Here is an 18,392-nt window from a genome sequence, read left to right on the forward strand (position 1 = left end):
ACCAGGGAGTCTATGGCTTTTCACATGAATGATGGCAGCTATTACTTACTTGCTGCGTCAGCGTTTGGTGCAAAAAAGCCCCGTCACGTCGGGTTGCACACTTTTTGCACAAAGCTTACCTAATCGCTGCGTGGCAATCGGTGATGCTAGCATGATACGCACTCTTTTCTGGAATTTTTGCTCTCAGCCAACGGATAACACCCGTCCATGCCCCCCTCTCGCTCTTACGCTTTTTCTCAGCAAGGTCGCATCGGCTTCGGTGCACTGGCAGCGCTATTGGTGTTTGCCGGTGGTTTAGCTCTCGCTTGGTGGATCGTTAGCCAGCCGCCACGGGTCGAGCGCCGCCCGCCGCCTCCGCCAACGCCGCCCGTGGTCGATGTCATCACCACGGAACAGCAGGTGCAGTCACCCACGCTGAACGGCTTTGGCCGCGTTGAGGCAGAAAAATCCACCGAGCTTGCCAGCCGCGTAGCGGGCCAGCTAGAGCGCTTTGGTGATGGCGCGCTGCCTGGGCGAGTCGTGGAGCAAGGGGAGCCTGTGGCCCACATCGACCAAGCCGACCTGCGCTTAACGCTAGAAGACGCCGAAGCCCAGTTGGCGAATGCCCAGGCGCAGCTCGCCTTAGAGCAGGCCGAGCAGCAGCGCGCGCGCAGCGAGTACGAATCCTTTGGCCGCCAGCTCAGCGCCGAACGCCGCGCGCTGGTGCTGCGTGAACCGCAGCTCCGCCAGGCCCAAGCTCAACTGACCCAAGCCCGCGTGGTGCGCGACCAAGCGGCGCTCAACCTAGAGCGTGCGACCTTAACCGCCCCGTGGCGCGCCATGGTGCAAGAGCGTTTGGTGGGCGCTGGCAGCCTGCTGAGCCAAGGCACCGCCGTGGTGAGTTTGGTCGGCGTCGAGCAGTTCTGGGTGCGCGCCTCGCTGCCGGGCGAAACGCTGGATTGGCTCTCGCCGGGGGGGAGCGTCACGCTGACCAGCCAAGGCTGGCCAGAAGGCGCCTCTCGGGAAGGCACCTTGCTCTCTATTCTGCCCAACCTCGAAGAGAATGGCCTTCAGGCCCAGCTGTTGATTGCCGTGGATGATCCGCTGGCGCTCAACCAGGACGGCCCCGCTCTGCGCTTGGGAGATGTGCTGCGCGTGGCGTTTCATACCACCGCCGAAGAGCCCTTGATTGCGCTGCCCTCAGCCGCACTACGCCCCGGCGAGCAGGTGTGGTGGGTGGATGACGAGAATCGCCTGCAGAGTACCCAGGTCACACTCGCCTATCGCGGCCAGGAAGAAGTGCTGATACGCAGCGGCCTGGAGCCCGGTCAGCGGGTAGTGACAGCCGGGCTGGCCCAACCCCGAGAGGGCCAGGAAGTGCGGATTCGCCAGCGTGGCGATACCCCCGCTCAGGATGAGGGAGCGGCTCAATGATGCGTAAAGGCCCGCTGGCGTGGATGGTCGATCACGGCGTCGCCCCCAACCTGATGATGGTACTGTTTATCGTCGGCGGGTTAATGGCCTCACTGGCGATCAAAAAAGAGGTGTTTCCCGAATTCGAGACCGAAATCGTCCAGGTCACCATCAGCTATCCGGGCGCTACGCCAGAGGACGTCGAGCAGAGTTTGCTGCTGCCGGTCGAGGCCGCGATTGCCGATGTGGAAGGCATCGATGAACTGACCGCCAGCGCCAGCGAAGGCAGCGGCGTGGTCAGCGCCACGCTGATTGATGGCGTGGACGTGATGCGGGCGTATCAGGATATTCAGCAATCCGTGAACGCCATCACCACCCTGCCCGCCGCCGCCGACCCGCCCCGCTTCACCCTGGCAGGCCGCTCGCGCAGCGTGGTCAGCCTTCAGGTGTATGGCAACGTGGGCTTGGCCGCGCTTCACGATGCGGCCGAGAACGTACGCGCCGAGCTGCAGGCCACCAGCGGTATTTCCCGCGCCGAGCTTTCCGGCAACCGCGAACGGGAAATCCAGGTTCATTTGGATGACGAGGCCATCGAGCGCTACGGGTTGGATCATCAGCAGTTGGCGAGCCGCATCGCCGAGGAAGCGCTGGACCTTGCCAGCGGCCAGCTCACAACCGACGCGGGTGAGTGGCTGATTCGCTACCAGGGGCGGCGCAATAGCGCCGAGGAGTTTGCCGAACTGCCCATCTTAACCACCGCCCAGGGTGCGCCCGTTATGCTCGGCGATATCGCCAGAGTGAGCGAAGGCTTTGCCGAAACCGACCGGGAAGAGTTTTACAACGGCCAGCCAGGGCTATCGGTAGATGTGTATCAAATCGGCGACCAAACGCCCACGAGTATTTCTAATGCGGTTTACGGTGAGTTAGAGCGGCTGCAAGCCAACCTGCCCGATGGCGTCAGCCTGGACGTTTCACGGGATAGCTCGGAAGTTTACGAAGACCGCCTCAGCCTGCTGCTGAAAAACGCCTGGATGGGGCTAGCGCTGGTACTGATTTTGATGGCGCTGTTTTTAGAGGCGCGGCTGGCCTTTTGGGTCACGCTAGGCATTCCCACGGCGTTTTTAGGGGCCATGCTGTTTCTACCCTGGGTCGGCGTGTCGCTCAATATGATGTCGATGTTCGCCTTTATCATCGCCCTCGGCATCGTGGTGGATGACGCCATCATGGTGGGCGAAAACATCTACAGTTACCGAGAGCAGGGCTACTCGCTGCGAGATGCGGCGGTTAAAGGCGCTCAAGAAATTGCCACTCCGCTGACCTTTGCCATCCTCTCCAATATCGTCGCGTTTCTACCGCTCTTGTTCCTGCCGGGATTTCTGGGGCTGATTTTTGCCACCGTGCCGGTGGTGGTGATTACCGTGTTTATTATCTCGCTAGTGGAAGCGCTGTTTATTCTGCCCGCCCACTTGGCCCACGCCAGCAAGCCCCGCCAAACGCCCGCGTGGCAGCGGCCCATCGAAGCGGTGCGACTCAGTATGCAGCGCGGTTTGCATCACTTCACCTATCAACAGTTTGAGCCTCTGTTACAGCGCGCGCTCAATCAGCGCCTGCTCACGGTCTCTATTGGCGTCGCCATTCTCTGCGTGACCATGGCCTGGGCGATGAGCGGGCGGTTAGGTTTTTCGCTGATGCCTCGGGTCGAGTCTGATCAGGTGCAAGCCACCGTCACCTTGCCGATTGGCAGCCATATCAGCGTAAGCCGCGAGCTAAGCCAACAGCTCCTCGATGCCGCCGCACAGCTCAGCGAGCAGGAAGAGACGCTCACCTTCAACAGCACCCGCAGTAGCCTAGATGGCGAAAGCCTGGAAGTGCGTTTGGATATCGCGCCGGAAAGCCTGGATGCCTGGCCTCCTTCTCGCATTGCCCAGGAGTGGCGGGATCTCACTGGGGATCTGTTAGGCGCGCAGTCAGTGCGCTTTGAATCTGACTTTGGCGGCCCCGGTAGCGGGGCGGCGCTGAGCCTGCGACTCTCCCACCCCAATACCCAAGTACTAGAAGACGCCGCCGCAGGTTTGGCAGAACGGTTGGCAGAGTATGGCTTAACCGATATCGACAGCGGCCTGGGCGATGGCAAGCCACAGCTAGAGATGCGTCTCTCCGCCGAAGGTCGTTCACTCGGGCTAACCGGCAGCGACCTCGCCCAGGCGCTGCGCGGCCCGCTGCAAGGAGCCACGGCGGTGGAGCAGTTTATCGGCCGCCAGGAGGTGAGCGTGGAAGTGCGCTTGCCAGAGCAGTCGCGCAACAGCCTTAGCGAGCTATACCGCCTGCCGGTCAGAACCCCCGACGGGATGAGCGTGCCGCTCTCTAGAGTCGCGGATATCACTCTGAGCCAAGCCTCTAGCAGCCTGCAGCGTATCGATGGGCGGCGGATTATCACCGTCACTGCCGATTCAGAGGGCGACCAAGCGATTAACCAAGTGCTCGCCACCCTTCAAGAAGAGGTCTTCCCCACGCTCAGCAACACCTGGCCAGGGCTTGAAGTGAGCATGGGCGGCCGCCAACAGGATACCGCCGACAACCTCGCCACCCTGCGTAACGCCATGTGGCTGATGTTAGCCGCCCTCTATGCGCTGCTCGCTATTCCGTTCAGAAGCTACCTACAGCCGCTGTTGGTGATGGCCGCAATTCCGTTTGGTATCGTCGGTGCCGTGGGCGGGCATATGCTGATGGGCTTTGGGCTGTCGATCATCAGCCTATTAGGTATGCTAGCGCTCTCCGGCGTGGTGATTAACGATGCGCTGGTGTTGATCGACTACGCTAACCGTAAGCGACGGGAAGGCATGGCGCCTCGCGAAGCGATTGTGGCCGCCGCCACCCGACGCTTGCGGCCGATTATGATGACCACGCTGACCACATTCCTGGGGCTTGCGCCGATGATTCTGGAAACCTCACGCCAGGCACGCTTTATGATCCCCATGGCGATTTCGCTAGGCTTTGGCATGCTCTTCGCCACCCTGATTCTGCTGCTGGTAGTGCCCTGCCTCTATTTAGGGCTGGAAAACCTACGTGAACGGTTAAGCGCCCCGCGCCAGCCTAGCCAGCAGGGCATAAACTAATGAGTAGATGGACCCGACTGCGTCAGTGGCGGCCCTCACGGCTGGGGCTAAAGCTGTTTGTGGCAATTTTAAGCGTTAACGTGGCCATCGCGGCGAGCGTGTTTCTGGCGGTCTCTTACAGCATCGACCGCGGCTTTCTTGAGTATCTCAATCAAGCTCAGGAGCGGCGGGCCACGCTGCTTGCCGATGGGCTGATTACCCGCTGGGAAACCCAGGGCGACTGGGCTTGGTTAGAAGCGTCGCCTGATCGCTGGCCCTATATTGTGCGCTTTGAACTCGGTCAGGAGCATCGTGACCGTCCATCGCCTCTCGGCGAAGCTGAGGATTTTGCTCTGCGCGATAGCAAAGGGGATTATGTTGTACCACCTGCGGATGCACCGCGTGGCTCAATGGGCTGGCGCTGGCTAACGCTGTATAGCGATATGACCCCAAGCGGCCAGCGAGAAGCGATTGGCGCGCTGGGTTTTCGCCCGCCGCAGGAGATGATGGAGCGCATGGAGAGCCGCTTTCTGGAGCGCCAGCAGCGTAACCTAGTGCTAATCGTGATCTCGCTAGGGCTGGCCTCGCTGCTGCTGGCAGGCGGGCTCTCCTGGTGGCTGGGTCGGCGCACCCGCGCCTGGCCGGGGCTACGCTGCGCTTAACCGAAGGCGACTACCACACCCGCCTGCCAGAGCGTGGTAAAGACGAGCTTTCCCGCCTTGCCCGAGATTTCAACGTGCTGGCCGCCACGCTTGAAGCCAGCCGTGAAGCCCGCGCCCGCTGGGTCTCGGACACCGCCCATGAGCTGCGCACCCCACTGGCCGTGCTGCGGGGTGAAATTGAAGCCATGCAGGACGGCATCCGCCCGCTGAACCAGGAAAACTTAAGTTCGCTGGCTCAGGAAGTGGCTCAGCTAGAGCGCTTAGTAGCCGATTTACGCCTGCTCTCCCAAAGCGATGCGGGCGCGCTGGATATCCAGCTTGCCCCCATGAATCTCAGCGAAAGCCTGGAAAGCCGCCTGAACGACGCCGACCGCTGGCTGGAAGAGAGCGGCCTGACCCTCACCACGGCCCTGGCCGGTGATGTGATGATTCGTGGCGATGCCCAACGACTACGCCAGCTGTGGAGCAACCTGCTGGATAATAGCTGTGCCTACACCCAGCCGCCTGGAAAGCTAAGTGTTTCCCTTATCTGCGAACGGGGCGACGCGGTGATTACCTGGCAAGATAGTGCCCCCGGAGTTCCTGAAGAGGAGCTGTCACGTTTAACCGAGCGGCTCTACCGGGTGGAGGGTTCGCGCAACCGCGCCAGCGGTGGCAGCGGCCTGGGGCTTTCTATTGCCAGCGCGCTGGTAACGGCTCATGGCGGCACGCTCACACCCAGCGCCTCGGCGCTGGGTGGCTTAACTTGGACCCTACGGTTGCCACTGTTAACCGCCTCTTAAACGACCATAAGCGAGCTGACTATGTCTCAGAGTGATTCACATCCCGACGCATTACCTCAAGATGGTTTACCCCAAGACGCTTCCCTGCTGATCGTTGAGGATGAGCCCAAAATCGCCCGCCTCATGGCCGATTACTTACAAAGCAATCATTTTGCGCCCAGCATTATCAGCCACGGCAATGAGGTGATCCCCTGGCTCACTCAGCATTCGCCTGAACTGGTGCTGCTGGATGTTATGCTACCGGGCAAAGATGGCCTGACGCTGTGCCGGGAAATCCGTGAACAGTGGCCCAAGCTCCCCATTATCATGGTCACCGCCAAGGTAGAAGAGGTAGACCGGCTGCTGGGGCTAGAGTTAGGCGCAGATGATTACATCTGCAAACCTTTCAGCCCTCGTGAAGTAGTGGCACGTGTTAAGGCCGTGCTACGCCGCAGTCATGCCGCTGCACAGGCAGCACCCACCACCACCGCCCCCAAAGCGCCCATCACGCTAGATGAAGAGGGCTGGCAGGCACTGGCCGACGGCCAAGATTTAGGCTTAACAGCGGTCGAGTTTCAGTTGCTGCGCGTGATGATGCAGTCTCCAGGACGCATTTTCAGCCGCGAGCAGTTGATGGATCATATGTACCGTGATAACCGCATCGTTTCCGAGCGCACGGTGGATAGCCATATTAAGAAGCTGCGCAAAAAAATCACCGAAGCCCTACCCGACCAAGAGATCATTCGCTCGGTTTACGGAGTGGGTTATAAGTATCAGCCGGAAGGATGAACCACTACTGCTATTGAGAAGGTCATGGTTGTTGCACACTTTGTGCAAACGATTTACACCAAGCCCGTTAATACTGACATCGTCAAATTACCATGTATTCATTAGAAACGAGGTATGCCATGAAGATGTCACTACGTCAGCTATTTGCTCCTGCCCTGCTCGCCGTTGCCCTTACACCGCTGGCCTTTACCGCCCAGGCAGACAACCATGAAGGCCGTGGCATGGACCGGGAAGCGATGATGGAGCGCATGGAAGAGCGTCGCCAAGAAGTCTATCAACGCGCAGAACTAAGTGAAGAGCAGCAAACGGCGCTTAATGAAGCACACGCTGAGCACCGCGAAGCCATGCTTGCCCTGCGTGAAGAGCATCAAGCCCGTGTCGCTGAGATTTTATCGGAAGAAGAGCAGCAGGCACTGCGTGACGCTATGCACGAGATGCATGCTGAGCACCGCCACGAACGTGGACACGGTAAGCGCGACCATCACGGTGACTCGGCCCAGGAAATGGATGCCGAGGAAACGGCTACCGAGTAAGCGTTTATTTAGCGTCAAACCCACCCTACACGCCCAGCCTAGCTGGCGTGTTTGTTTCTATACGCCTGTTGGCATCTTTTTTACCGCCCTGATGCGTTAGCCGTTGGCTTGAAGTGAATGCCTAAACCGCGTATTTTATTTGAACGTTCATTCAAAAATAACGTATCACTCATCTTTGTCTTAACAACAGGAGTCCGCCTCCATGGCGAAAGACAACCCCGCTCTCCCCTCACGAGACCGCCTAAACCCCGTGGTTTTCCACGGCAGCGTCGCGGGGATTCTCGTGTTTCTTATCGTGACGATGCTGTTCACCGAACAAGCAGGTGCCTTTTTTGATGCGGGCCTTGCCTGGGTAAGCAAAACGTTTGGCTGGTACTACATGCTAGCGATCGTGGCCTACCTCGTGTTTGTGGTGTTCATCGGCATGTCGCGCTTTGGCAGTATTCGACTTGGGCCCGACCACTCCCGCCCTGAGTTTTCGTTGCTGTCGTGGTCAGCCATGCTGTTTGCTGCTGGCATTGGTATTGACCTGTTGTTTTTCAGCGTAGCCGAGCCGGTTGCCCACTACTTGGCACCGCCCGACTTAACGCCTGAAAGCCAAGAGGCCATGCGCAACGCCGTCGTGCAAACCTATCTGCACTGGGGCCTTTCCGGTTGGGGACTGTACGTGCTGACGGGCATGGCGCTGGCTTATTTCAGCTACCGCCATCGCTTGCCGCTGGCTATTCGTAGCGCGCTTTACCCACTGCTGGGCAAGCGCATTCACGGCCCGATTGGTAACGCGGTCGATATTACGGCGGTGATTTCTACCGTGTTCGGTATCGCCACCAGTCTCGGTATTGGGGTGATTCAGCTTAACTACGGCTTGAACTATATGTTCGACGTGCCGGAAACCCTGACGGTCCAGGTAGTTCTGATTGCGCTGGTAGTTGTTCTAGCAACCATTTCGGTGGTGACTGGCGTTGAGAAAGGTATCCGTCGCCTCTCCGAGTTCAACATGCTGCTGGCCCTGGCGCTGATGCTGTTTGTGCTGTTCTCTGGCGATACTCTTGTACTGCTGGATAAAGTGGTCAACAACGCAGGCGACTACCTCTCAGGCTTCGTTGCTGCCAGCTTCGATACTTACGCCTTTGCCGATGAAGGTGCCCAGGAGTGGAAGATGTGGTGGACCATCTTCTTCTGGGGCTGGTGGATCGCCTGGACGCCTTTCGTCGGGCTGTTTCTGGCGCGCATCTCGCGCGGCCGTACCATTCGCCAATTCGTGGCTGGCGCTCTGTTCATTCCGCTCTCGTTCATGATGGTATGGATGTCGATTTTCGGTAATAGCGGCATCGAGCTGGTGGCCAATCAGGGCGTTGTCGAATTGGGTGAGCAGGCGTTGAACTCGCCGCAAACCACGCTGTATACACTGCTTGAGTACTACCCCTATGTGGGCATTACCGCCGCCGTCGTGACCGTTCTGGGTATCGTGTTCTTCATTACCTCAGCGGACTCTGGCGCGCTGGTACTGGCTAATTTCACCTCGATTTTAAGCGACGTGAACCACGATGCGCCGGTGAGGCTGCGTATCTTCTGGTCGGCAGTGATTGGCCTGATTACCGTGGCCTTGCTGATGGCGGGTGGCTTAAACGCGCTACAAAGCGCAGTCGTGATTACGGCGCTGCCCTTCTCGGTGGTGATCTTCGCCATCATGGTGGGGACTTACAAAGCGCTGAAGCTGGAAGGCAGCAAAGCCGACGCCCGCCGCATGATTGCGGGCAGCGCGCCCGGCGGCGACTGGCGTGAGCGTTTGGACCGCGCGCTGGATACCTCTAACCGCGCAGGTGCCGCCGCGACCATTGAGCACTCGATTCGCCCCGCGATGACCCAGTTTGCCCAAGAGCTTGAGAGCCGTGGCCAAACCGCTAACGTCACCGAAGAGCAGGTTGAGGGGGAATCCCTGCCCAACCTAATGCTGCAGGTCGACTTTGGCGACGCCACCAGCTTTGTCTATCAGGTATGCCCGCATCGTATGCGTACACCGAACTTCATTCCCGCGGACGATGATTTCTACGTGCGTTTAGATGTGTACCTTGCCGAAGGTGGCCAGGATAAAGACCTCAACGGCTACACCCGTGGTCAGGTGATCGGTGATCTCGTGGCAGAGTACGAGCGCCACCTACAATTCCTTGCTCTGGCGGGTGGCCATGCGCAGGCAATGCCTGGCACCATCGGCGAACCGCCTGAAGATGCGCAGATGTAAGTAGCGCTTTACGTACAACGCGTAAAACGAAGAATCCCGGCCACGCGGCCGGGATTTTTTATGCGCTCTGGGCGTTTAACCCGCCATGTCTAGCACAATACGCCCTTCGATTTTACCGTCTATCATGCGCTGAAAAACATCGTTGATATTGTCCAGTGTATCCGTTGCGACGGTGGCTTCCACTTTACCTTCCGCCGCAAAATCGAGCGCTTCCTGAAGGTCGCTACGCGTACCGACAATCGAGCCACGAATAGTGATCCCATTGAGCACGGTGCTAAAGATGGGCAGTGGAAAATCCCCTGGCGGTAAGCCATTAAGTACCAGCGTACCGCCACGGCGCAGCATATTTTGCGCCTGATCGAAGGCCTTCGGCGACACTGCGGTGACCAGCGCACCATGGGCACCGCCAATGGTCTTTTTAAGGTATGCCGCGGGGTCGGTTTTCATGGCGTTTACCGTAACCGTCGCGCCCAAGCGCTCAGCCAGCGCCAGCTTGCCGTCATCAATATCGACAGCCGCCACGTTAAGCCCCATGGCTTTGGCATACTGCACTGCCATGTGGCCAAGGCCACCAATGCCCGAAATCACCACCCATTGGCCGGGGCGGGTATCGGTCATTTTTAAACCTTTATAAACCGTTACGCCGGCACACAGCACCGGAGCCAGCTCGACAAAGCCAACGTTATCCGGCAGCCGACCCACATACCCCGCATCGGCCAAGGTATAGTCGGCAAACCCACCATTAACGCTGTAACCGGTATTTTGCTGGGACTCACATAAGGTTTCCCAGCCGCCTAAGCAGTGTTCGCAAAAACCGCAGGCCGAGTAGAGCCAAGGAACACCAATACGGTCGCCCTCTTTGACATGGGAGACACCGGCCCCGACCGCCACAACATGCCCAACGCCTTCATGCCCTGGAATAAAGGGAGGTGAAGGTTTGACTGGCCAGTCGCCGTGCACTGCGTGTAGATCCGTATGGCAGACCCCCGAGGCCGCCACCTTCATCAATACCTCCCCCTGCTTTGGGCGTGGAACATCGACTTCTTCTATGACTAACGGCTGTCCGAACTCGCGCACGACGGCCGCCCGCATTGTATTATCCATGATTCGACTCCTAATAATGGTTAACGGCAGTTCTAAGCTGCTCTTATCCGTAGAGTTAGCGCCAGAGGATGTGCAGCATCGCCCGGCCTAGGCCGGGCGATGGGACGACATAACAAACGTTTAGAAGAACCCAAGCGGATTGATATCGTAGCTGACCAGCAGGCTTTTGGTTTGCTGGTAATGCCCAAGCGCCATTTTATGGGTTTCACGACCAACGCCTGACTTCTTGTAGCCGCCGAAGGCTACGTGGGCGGGGTACTGGTGATAGCAGTTTGTCCAGACGCGACCCGCTTGAATACCACGCCCCATGCGGAAGGCCACGTTAATATCGCGGCTCCACACGCCCGCGCCCAAGCCAAACTCGGTGTCGTTGGCAATCGCCAGCGCTTCCTCTTCGTCTTTAAAGGTGGTCACCGCCACTACCGGGCCGAAGATCTCTTCTTGGAACACGCGCATCTGGTTGTTACCTTTCAGCAGCGTCGGCTGAATGTAGTAACCGCTGTTAATGCTTTCATCCAGCGTTTCTTTGTCGCCACCGGTAAGGAATTCAGCGCCTTCATCCCGAGCGATATCCATGTACGACATAATCTTATCGAACTGCTCTTGGGATGCCTGAGCGCCCACCTGGACGTCGGTATCCAGCGGGTTACCCCGTTTGATGGTCTTGGTGCGCTCAATGACTTTCGCCATGAACTCGTCGTACATGCTCTCTTGAATCAGCGCCCGCGACGGGCAGGTGCACACTTCGCCCTGGTTAAAGAAGGCCAGCACCAGCCCCTCTACCGCCTTATCAATAAACGTCGGCTCGGCGTTCATAATATCGGCAAAGTAGATATTGGGGGACTTACCGCCCAACTCTACCGTGGAAGGAATAATGTTATCTGCCGCGCACTTCAGAATATGCGAGCCCACCGGCGTCGAACCGGTAAAGGCAATCTTGGCGATGCGCTTGCTGGTCGCCAGCGCTTGGCCTGCTTCCGCACCGAAGCCATTAACGATATTGAGTACGCCGGGGGGCAGCAGGTCACCAATCAGCTCTGCTACTTTTAGAATGGACGCTGGGGTTTGTTCGGCAGGCTTCAGCACCACGCAGTTACCCGCCGCTAGTGCTGGGCCTAGTTTCCAAGCCGCCATCAGAATCGGGAAGTTCCACGGAATAATTTGCCCTACCACGCCCAACGGCTCGTGGAAGTGGTACGCCACCGTGTTGGCATCAATATCAGCGGCGGTGCCCTCTTGGGAGCGCAGGCAGCCTGCAAAGTAGCGGAAGTGGTCAACAGCCAGCGGAATGTCCGCATTGAGGGTTTCACGCACCGCTTTGCCGTTGTCCCACGTTTCGGCCACGGCCAGCATTTCGAGGTTTTGCTCGAGACGGTCGGCGATTTTGAGCAGGATGTTACTGCGCTCTTGTACCGAGGTCTTGCCCCACGCCGGAGCGGCTTTATGGGCGGCATCCAGCGCTTTTTCGATATCTTCAGCGCTAGAGCGGGGAATTTCACAGAACACTTTGCCATTAACTGGGCTAATGTTGTCGAAGTATTGGCCCTTCACTGGGGGAACAAACTCACCGCCAATGTAGTTACCATAGCGTTTCTCAAACGAAACAACAGAGCCCGCTTCACCTGGGTTGGCGTAGATCATGGTACTGCTCCTGAGTATTATGATTATTAAAAGGTGCCTACCCAGTGTTGGTCATTCGCGCCATTCTCGATATAGCCCGATGGCAGGACGCACCCTCATCCCTTGGAAGGAGACGCCATGTACTCGCTGTTAGTCGCAGATGATCATCCGCTGTTCCGCGATGCGCTGCACGCGGTGATCAGCAGCGGATTCACCGATGCCCAACTGCTGGAAACCGACAGCCTAGCGGGGGCCATGGCACACATTGAAGCCTTGGAAGGGTTAGACCTGCTGCTCTTAGATTTAAGCCTGCCGGATGCCGATGGGTTAGAGGGGCTGAAAACCCTACGGGAGACCTTCCCCGGGCTGCCCGTTGCCATCGTGTCAGCCCATCAAGAGCGCCAGCTGGTGCTGGATGCGATTACTCTGGGGGCCGTGGGCTATATTCCAAAATCAACGCCAAGGGAGCAGCTTCTTAGCGCGCTGCATCAAATTCTTCAGGGCCAGCTCTACTTGCCCGCCGATATTATGCGCCGCCCGCCTCCTCGCGGCATGCCGTCTACCACGGCAGAGAGCACCGACAGCAAACCAACCCGACTGCCGCGGCTCACCGACAAGCAGTTGGATGTATTGAGCTGTATGAGCCAGGGAATGTCGAACAAACAGATAGCCCGCGAGTTAGCGATTGCTGAAACCACGGTAAAAACACACGTATCGGCCATTTTGCGCAAGCTAGGAGCTAGCAGCCGAGTACACGCTATTGTGATTGCAGGGGAAGAGGATTTAAGCGGTTTTCTCGCCAAACGTACGGCCCCGGCAAAGGGATAGCGTAGGGCTAGCGGCTATCTAGCAGCGTGCCTAGCAACATTTTTAAGCGCAGCGGTTTGAGTGGCTTTAACAGGCAGTGCATGCCCGCCTGCCGCGTGGCACGTTTCACCTCCGCTTCATGGTTAGCGGTAATCACCACTGTGGCTAAACCGGGGTAGCGGCGACGCAACCGGGCGGCTAAATCAATACCGTTTTCTCGATGCCCCCCTAAATGGTAATCCACTAGCAGCACGGCCGGGCGTTCCCCGTCGCTGGCGGCTTCCAGTGCGCTTACCGTTGCCGCTGCCCATACTCGGCACCCCCAACTGCCCAGCAGCGCCTGCATCCCTTCAATAATCGCGGGGTCATCATCCACTACCCATACCACGCAGCCCTGCAGCGGGTCATCGCCCCACTGCGCGGATGGCACCGGGCTGGATGCGCCTTCTAACGCGCCGCAAGAGGCTGCGTAGGGCACCAAAATAGAGAACAGCGAGCCATGACCTAGCCGTGATGCCAGTGTGACGGGGTGATCCAACATGGTACTAATACGATCGACAATGGCTAGACCCAGCCCCAGGCCGCGACTGTGGTTGGCCTGTGGCTGGCTGGCGCGACGAAACTCCAGAAAAATGGCTTTGCGCTGGGGCTCTGGAATACCGGGGCCAGTATCACCCACCATAATCTCCAGGCCATCGGCCCGGCGGCGGCAGCCTAACAGCAGGTGGCCGTGCTCGGTGTAGCGCACCGCATTGCTAAGGAAATTACGCACCACCCGCGCCAGCAGCGCCAAATCGGACTCCACCCACACCCGCGAAGGCACATAGTGAAGGGTAAGACCACGCACCCCCGCCACCTGGCGATACTCCTCCGCCAGCGCATCCAGCAGCGTACTTACGGCAAAGGGCGCTTTATCGGCATGAAGCACTCCGGCATCCAGGCGGGAGATATCCACCAGCGTGCCCAGCAAGCCCTCGACATCTTTCAGCGAGCGCCCGATATGGCCGACAAGCGCCTGGGAGGACTCAGGTAGTGCATGGGTTTCCAGGGCGCTGGCAAACAGCCGTGCCGCATTGAGCGGTTGTAAAAGGTCATGGCTAACGGCGGCCAAAAACTTGGTTTTAGAGACGTTAGCCGCGTGGGCTTCAGCGTTGGCTGCCAGCAAACGAGCATTGACCTGGCTTAGTTCATCCAACGTGCGGTGCAGCGCGTCGGTGCGCTCGCGCACCTGTTCGGCAAGCAGCACCGAGCGCTCAAAGGCTGCATAGGGCGCGCCATTAGGGCTACCGCCGGACTCCACTCGCTCCATTAACGCCGTACACACTTTGCGTAGTCGGTGGTTCTCTTCACGCAGGGCCGCAATATCATCGCCTTGTTGCGAATCAGGGAGTTGGAAGAGCGCCAAAGGCCACCCCCGTAAACGTCTGGTTCACATGCATGCCGTGGTGCTGCTCGCCGTAGGTATTAAATCCCACGACACGGGCTTGGCGCAGCAGCGTCGATGCCTGGTCAAGTTGCCCCAACGACTCCAGCGCCATCCGTCGCAAAAAGCAGTCGCAGCCAATAATCGCAGCGGGCTCGCCTAAGCGGGCTTCCACTCGCTGCAGCATATGGGCTAAATCGGTGAGCAGCGGCGTGGGCTGCATGGCAGTCAGCACAATGCCGTTTTCCACCGCGCAGTAGAAGCTCAGGCTGCCGTCATCATTAACCCGTTGAATCGAGCGAATATAGTGCTGGCCGCCCAGGTGTACCGCCAGCGGGTGCTGGGCAAAAATGGGAGGCGCAAGCGCCTCAACCGAACAGCCCACCAGCGCGGCATACAGTTCGGCCGCGGGGACACCGTTAAGCTCCAGCACGCGGCGGCGCTCACGATCCGCAGCGGTGACCACTAGCTTGTGCTCGAGTGGCTCAAGGTGGTGGGTGGAGAATACTTCAAACGGTAGCCGAGTATTCATCATGACCACCACCGCCGCACGGGTATGAAAGCGCCCGTTGGCGTATACATGGGTATGGGTTAAGTGGTTATCGTCCCCTGCGGAACCACCAAAGCTCGGGATGCGCCCCAAGGCCGCATCCAGCGTTGCCAGCACTTGCTCTTCACGGCTGGATAGCCCATCCAGCAGCGTCAGGGCAAAGCTGTGCTCGTTGACCGGTGCGACAGCTTGGCGGCGGCAACGCTCTAACAGCTTATCCACCAAGGGCTGCGCGGTGGGGAGGTCAAAGTACTCCAAGTCATCAATCAATGCGGTTTCTATCGCAAAAAAGCGCTGGTCAAAGCAGATCGCCACCACCGAGCCGCGGTCATAGCCATCCAGCGTTAGCTCGCCTGCGGTGGTGCAACCACTAATAGGCAGTGCGCCAAAGGCGCTGCTTAGCGCCTGGGCAAGCGCGGCCAGCGGATACTCTGCGCTACAGAAAAACAGCACAAAGCCTGCATGCTCATGGTAGAGCGACGCCGCCAACTCGTTGGCGGCTATATAGGGGTCAGAAGCCCGGCTTGCAGCAGTTATCAGGCCACTGTTAGTTAAGCTGATGCTCACGATGCCATTGCTCCAACGCAGCGTGGGTGCGTGCCGCACAGTGGTGCAGCGCGCTAAAGGCCTCTTCAATCTGAGCGCTTGAGGCCTCTGGCTGCCCTGCTAGTTGCTCTAAGTGCTTTGACTGAGCGGCCAACTGCTCGGCACCTATGCTTAAAGATTCGCCTCGCAACTGATGAGCAAGGCGCTCCATCTGAGGTAGCTGCTCACTCGCTATTTCTGTATTAGAAGCGAAGCAATCAACCAACTGGCCAATATAATCATGCACTTGCTGATGATAAAGCATTACCAGTTGTTTAACGCTGTCAGCCCCTATCGAGCTGGTTAACGTCGCAAGCGTCGCTTCATTGAGCAGCACATCGTTACCTGATTCGGCGGCGATAGGCGTTGACGGCGTCTGCGCAGGCGTCAGTTGAAGCGCCAGTACATTGCTTAGCGCCAACAGCGAGAGCGGCTTGGTAATATAGTCATTCATACCTGCCGCCAGACACCGCTTGCGGTCGTCTTCGGCGCCACCAGCCGTCATCGCCACAATCGGTACATCGCTGCACCAACCACCCTGGGCACGCAGTTGCTGGGTCACCGTTATTCCGTCACTATCGGGCAGTTGAATATCCATAAAAATCAGGTGTACTTGCTGGCGCTTAGCCATCGCGAGCGCATCGTAGCCATTTTCAGCGCACACTACGTCACACCCTAATCGTGAAAGCAGGCCTAGCGCCACTTTACGGTTTACCGCGTTATCCTCCACCAACAGCAGCGAAGTACCGTTAAAGTCTTGAGTAGGCTCTGCAGGTTGCGATGTACTAACGGGGCTAGCCTCCACTAGCGGCAGCTCGCACCAGAACGTGCTGCCCTCGCCGGGTGTGCTAATGACGCCTAATCTTCCCCGCATCGCGTCGCTCAGCCGCTTGCAGATAGCTAACCCTAGGCCGGTGCCGCCATAACGGCGGGCAACGCTCTCATCCGCCTGCTGAAAAGGCTCGAACAGCGTCTCTTGCTGCTCGCTATTCAGCCCGCAGCCAGTGTCGCTAATTTCAAACAGGAGGTGCTCTACCGTTGATGTAACGCGAATGGAGACGCTGCCGTGGTCAGTAAATTTGATGGCATTAGCGATAAGATTGAGAAGAATTTGGCGCAGTCGCCCCGCGTCGATCATGACCCACCCAGGTACTAGCGGGTCAACGTGTAATGAAAGCCGCAACCCTTTCTCCTGGGCCCGTGGCTCAAATAGTGCCATCACCCCCTCTGCCAGAGGGTTTATGGCCGTGGACGATGTTTCAAGGGTTAAGTGGCCTGCCTCAATTTTAGAAAAATCGAGAATTTCATTAATCATCGCCAGTAGTTGGTTGGCACTGTCGTGAATGGTGCGGGCGTAATCCTCTACTTGGGCGGGGCTTGCCGGTTCACGCAAGAGCTCGCTCATGCCGATCACACCGTTTAGCGGCGTGCGGATTTCATGGCTTACCATTGCTAGAAAATCAGATTTAGCATGGTTGGCGGCTTGGGCCTGCTTGGCCGTTACCTGAAGCTGCTTACTAAGCTGCTCTTGTTCCCGGCGTGCCGCAGCACTTTCACGCATTTCACGCACCAAAAAGATAATCACTAGCAGCACCGCTAGGCTCATACCTATCAGTAGTGACATTAAGAGTTTATAGAGCGTGCTGAGCAACGCTCGCTCTTCCGTGGCGGACTCAGCCAAGTAGCCATTGATGGCAATAACAAAGCGCTCAGTAAGCCGTGTAAGCACCTGCAGCTCGCTTTCCAAAGCGGTGACCGGCATTCGTGCCAATTCATCATGCGGCTCAAACATAGGGTCTAAGCTGTCGAGCTGCCGTTGGATTTGGTCAAGCAGCTCCCTTGCCGAACTGATACTCTGCAGCAGCGAGCTGACCTCCCCTTCTCTTAACAGGGTGATCCGGCTATAGAGGAGTTCAAACCGTAGGTTTAGCTCATCCTGGGCGGCGGGAGAGAGGGGACCCCGTGTTTCCGCCAGCAAGTGGTTCAGTAGTTGAACGGCGTCACGGTCGAGCTTATAGACCACCCAGGCCGTATCTTCTCGCAGACTTTGCGTCAGATTATCCTGTCGCCATGCGGATAAAGCGGCCACCACCAGCGCGGCCGCAAATAAAAGTACGGTAATAATCGCCACCAGCTTGAGGCGGCGCGGATAGCGAAGCAGTCGGGGCGCTCGTGTGACGGATTCACTGGCGGACATTAATATGCATTACCTGCCATACGGCTCTAAAGCGCACTCGTTCGCTTAGCAGCGCTTTATCCTGATCAAAGGGATAAAGCACCCATAAAGGCCCGTACTCACGGATAGGAATAGCTTTCTCGTCACGCTCTAAGGCCAAAATCACATCGTAGTCGTAGAAATCCGCGACCGGAATTTCAGCTTCATACCCGTTAAGCGCCACGACGTTAATGATCTTGCCTTCCGCGCCTACCTGCTCAAGCAGGGTACGCATAAGCGGCCCACGGTAGTGGCTGTTCCCTTCCGTCCACGGTGTTCCTGTCGTAAATTCATGCTGCGGAAGTGCGCTAAGCATCGCGCGATCAAAATGGGCTTCTTCGCCCACATTGGTCACCGCAATATCACCATCAAGTTTGAGTATCACTGGCCCACTCGGTGCCGCCAGCGAATCTGCTGTCTCAGCGAGCCCCGTATGGGGAATGCTGAACGCCAGCATAATCCACCCCAATAACAACGCTTTCACTACTGACTCCTCATATCGCAGTGCCCCAGGCGACGAAACCGTGACCGCCAACGCACGCTCAAAGCAATAAAAAAAGAGGTGGCGTTTAGGGTACGCCATCTCAATTCATAGGTCAGGCTAATTACGATGT

12 protein-coding genes and 1 pseudogene are annotated in these 18,392 nt (G+C 58.0%); 7 read left to right on the forward strand and 6 right to left on the reverse strand.

What is annotated here, in order from left to right:
• The first annotated feature begins 207 nt into the window (after window positions 1–207).
• The 6 genes and pseudogenes from A3220_RS07120 (at window position 208) to betT (ending at window position 9,474) form a co-directional block, all read left to right on the forward strand.
• Window positions 208–1,413, forward strand: coding sequence for an efflux RND transporter periplasmic adaptor subunit (locus A3220_RS07120; RefSeq protein ID WP_062374064.1), 1,206 nt, complete (start codon window positions 208–210; stop codon window positions 1,411–1,413).
• The gene (locus A3220_RS07125; protein WP_062374068.1) at window positions 1,410–4,508 is read left to right on the forward strand and encodes an efflux RND transporter permease subunit; all 3,099 of its coding nucleotides are present in this window, start codon (window positions 1,410–1,412) and stop codon (window positions 4,506–4,508) included. The genes A3220_RS07120 and A3220_RS07125 overlap by 4 nt, the downstream gene beginning before the upstream one ends.
• Window positions 4,508–5,931, forward strand: a pseudogene (locus A3220_RS07130) (ATP-binding protein). Before A3220_RS07125 ends, A3220_RS07130 begins: the two are co-directional and overlap by 1 nt.
• 21 nt (window positions 5,932–5,952) lie before the next feature.
• Window positions 5,953–6,699, forward strand: coding sequence for a response regulator (locus tag A3220_RS07135; RefSeq protein WP_058577198.1), 747 nt, complete (start codon window positions 5,953–5,955; stop codon window positions 6,697–6,699).
• A gap of 119 nt (window positions 6,700–6,818) precedes the next feature.
• Entirely contained in the window at window positions 6,819–7,232 is a 414-nt protein-coding gene (locus tag A3220_RS07140; RefSeq protein ID WP_062374071.1) for a hypothetical protein, read from the forward strand.
• Window positions 7,233–7,434: 202 nt separating this feature from the next.
• Window positions 7,435–9,474, forward strand: coding sequence for a choline BCCT transporter BetT (betT, locus tag A3220_RS07145; RefSeq protein WP_062360650.1), 2,040 nt, complete (start codon window positions 7,435–7,437; stop codon window positions 9,472–9,474).
• Window positions 9,475–9,549: 75 nt separating this feature from the next.
• On the opposite strand, the gene adhP is transcribed toward betT, so the two are convergent.
• Window positions 9,550–10,578, reverse strand: a complete 1,029-nt coding sequence (gene adhP, locus A3220_RS07150; protein ID WP_172416473.1) for an alcohol dehydrogenase AdhP — start codon at window positions 10,576–10,578, stop codon at window positions 9,550–9,552.
• Window positions 10,579–10,698: 120 nt separating this feature from the next.
• A complete protein-coding gene (locus tag A3220_RS07155) occupies window positions 10,699–12,219 on the reverse strand; it encodes an aldehyde dehydrogenase family protein (protein ID WP_044628670.1) in 1,521 nt (506 codons plus the stop codon).
• Window positions 12,220–12,336: 117 nt separating this feature from the next.
• On the opposite strand from A3220_RS07155, the gene A3220_RS07160 reads away from it, so the two are divergent.
• A complete protein-coding gene (locus A3220_RS07160; protein ID WP_062360646.1) occupies window positions 12,337–13,026 on the forward strand; it encodes a response regulator transcription factor in 690 nt (229 codons plus the stop codon).
• Between the two features lie 7 nt (window positions 13,027–13,033).
• Here the strand turns inward: A3220_RS07160 and A3220_RS07165 are convergent, their stop codons facing one another.
• The 4 genes from A3220_RS07165 to A3220_RS07180 are packed head-to-tail and all read right to left on the reverse strand — an operon-like array spanning window position 13,034 to window position 18,235.
• Complete coding sequence (locus A3220_RS07165) at window positions 13,034–14,410, reverse strand: hybrid sensor histidine kinase/response regulator (RefSeq protein ID WP_062374074.1); 1,377 nt, start codon at window positions 14,408–14,410, stop codon at window positions 13,034–13,036.
• Window positions 14,388–15,545: a nitric oxide-sensing protein NosP gene (gene nosP / locus A3220_RS07170; RefSeq protein WP_084812754.1), complete on the reverse strand. Its 1,158-nt coding sequence runs from the start codon at window positions 15,543–15,545 to the stop codon at window positions 14,388–14,390. The genes A3220_RS07165 and nosP overlap by 23 nt, the downstream gene beginning before the upstream one ends.
• Window positions 15,526–17,760, reverse strand: coding sequence for an ATP-binding protein (locus A3220_RS07175; protein ID WP_044628673.1), 2,235 nt, complete (start codon window positions 17,758–17,760; stop codon window positions 15,526–15,528). The genes nosP and A3220_RS07175 overlap by 20 nt, the downstream gene beginning before the upstream one ends.
• A complete protein-coding gene (locus tag A3220_RS07180; protein ID WP_044628752.1) occupies window positions 17,747–18,235 on the reverse strand; it encodes a molybdopterin-dependent oxidoreductase in 489 nt (162 codons plus the stop codon). The genes A3220_RS07175 and A3220_RS07180 overlap by 14 nt, the downstream gene beginning before the upstream one ends.
• Between the last annotated feature and the right edge of the window lie 157 nt (window positions 18,236–18,392).

Origin of the sequence: Halomonas sp. KX33721, from assembly GCF_001596805.1 — a bacterium.
Lineage (GTDB): Bacteria > Pseudomonadota > Gammaproteobacteria > Pseudomonadales > Halomonadaceae > Vreelandella > Vreelandella aquamarina.

Excerpts from the sequence above, each read along its gene's own strand:
- betT (WP_062360650.1), top strand. The coding sequence starts at position 7,435 with ATGGCGAAAGACAACCCCGCTCTCCCCTCACGAGACCGCCTAAACCCC.
- adhP (WP_172416473.1), bottom strand. The coding sequence starts at position 10,578 with ATGGATAATACAATGCGGGCGGCCGTCGTGCGCGAGTTCGGACAGCCG.
- A3220_RS07120 (WP_062374064.1), top strand. The coding sequence starts at position 208 with ATGCCCCCCTCTCGCTCTTACGCTTTTTCTCAGCAAGGTCGCATCGGC.
- A3220_RS07175 (WP_044628673.1), bottom strand. The coding sequence starts at position 17,760 with ATGTCCGCCAGTGAATCCGTCACACGAGCGCCCCGACTGCTTCGCTAT.
- A3220_RS07180 (WP_044628752.1), bottom strand. The coding sequence starts at position 18,235 with ATGCTGGCGTTCAGCATTCCCCATACGGGGCTCGCTGAGACAGCAGAT.
- A3220_RS07160 (WP_062360646.1), top strand. The coding sequence starts at position 12,337 with ATGTACTCGCTGTTAGTCGCAGATGATCATCCGCTGTTCCGCGATGCG.
- A3220_RS07140 (WP_062374071.1), top strand. The coding sequence starts at position 6,819 with ATGAAGATGTCACTACGTCAGCTATTTGCTCCTGCCCTGCTCGCCGTT.
- A3220_RS07125 (WP_062374068.1), top strand. The coding sequence starts at position 1,410 with ATGATGCGTAAAGGCCCGCTGGCGTGGATGGTCGATCACGGCGTCGCC.
- A3220_RS07155 (WP_044628670.1), bottom strand. The coding sequence starts at position 12,219 with ATGATCTACGCCAACCCAGGTGAAGCGGGCTCTGTTGTTTCGTTTGAG.
- A3220_RS07135 (WP_058577198.1), top strand. The coding sequence starts at position 5,953 with ATGTCTCAGAGTGATTCACATCCCGACGCATTACCTCAAGATGGTTTA.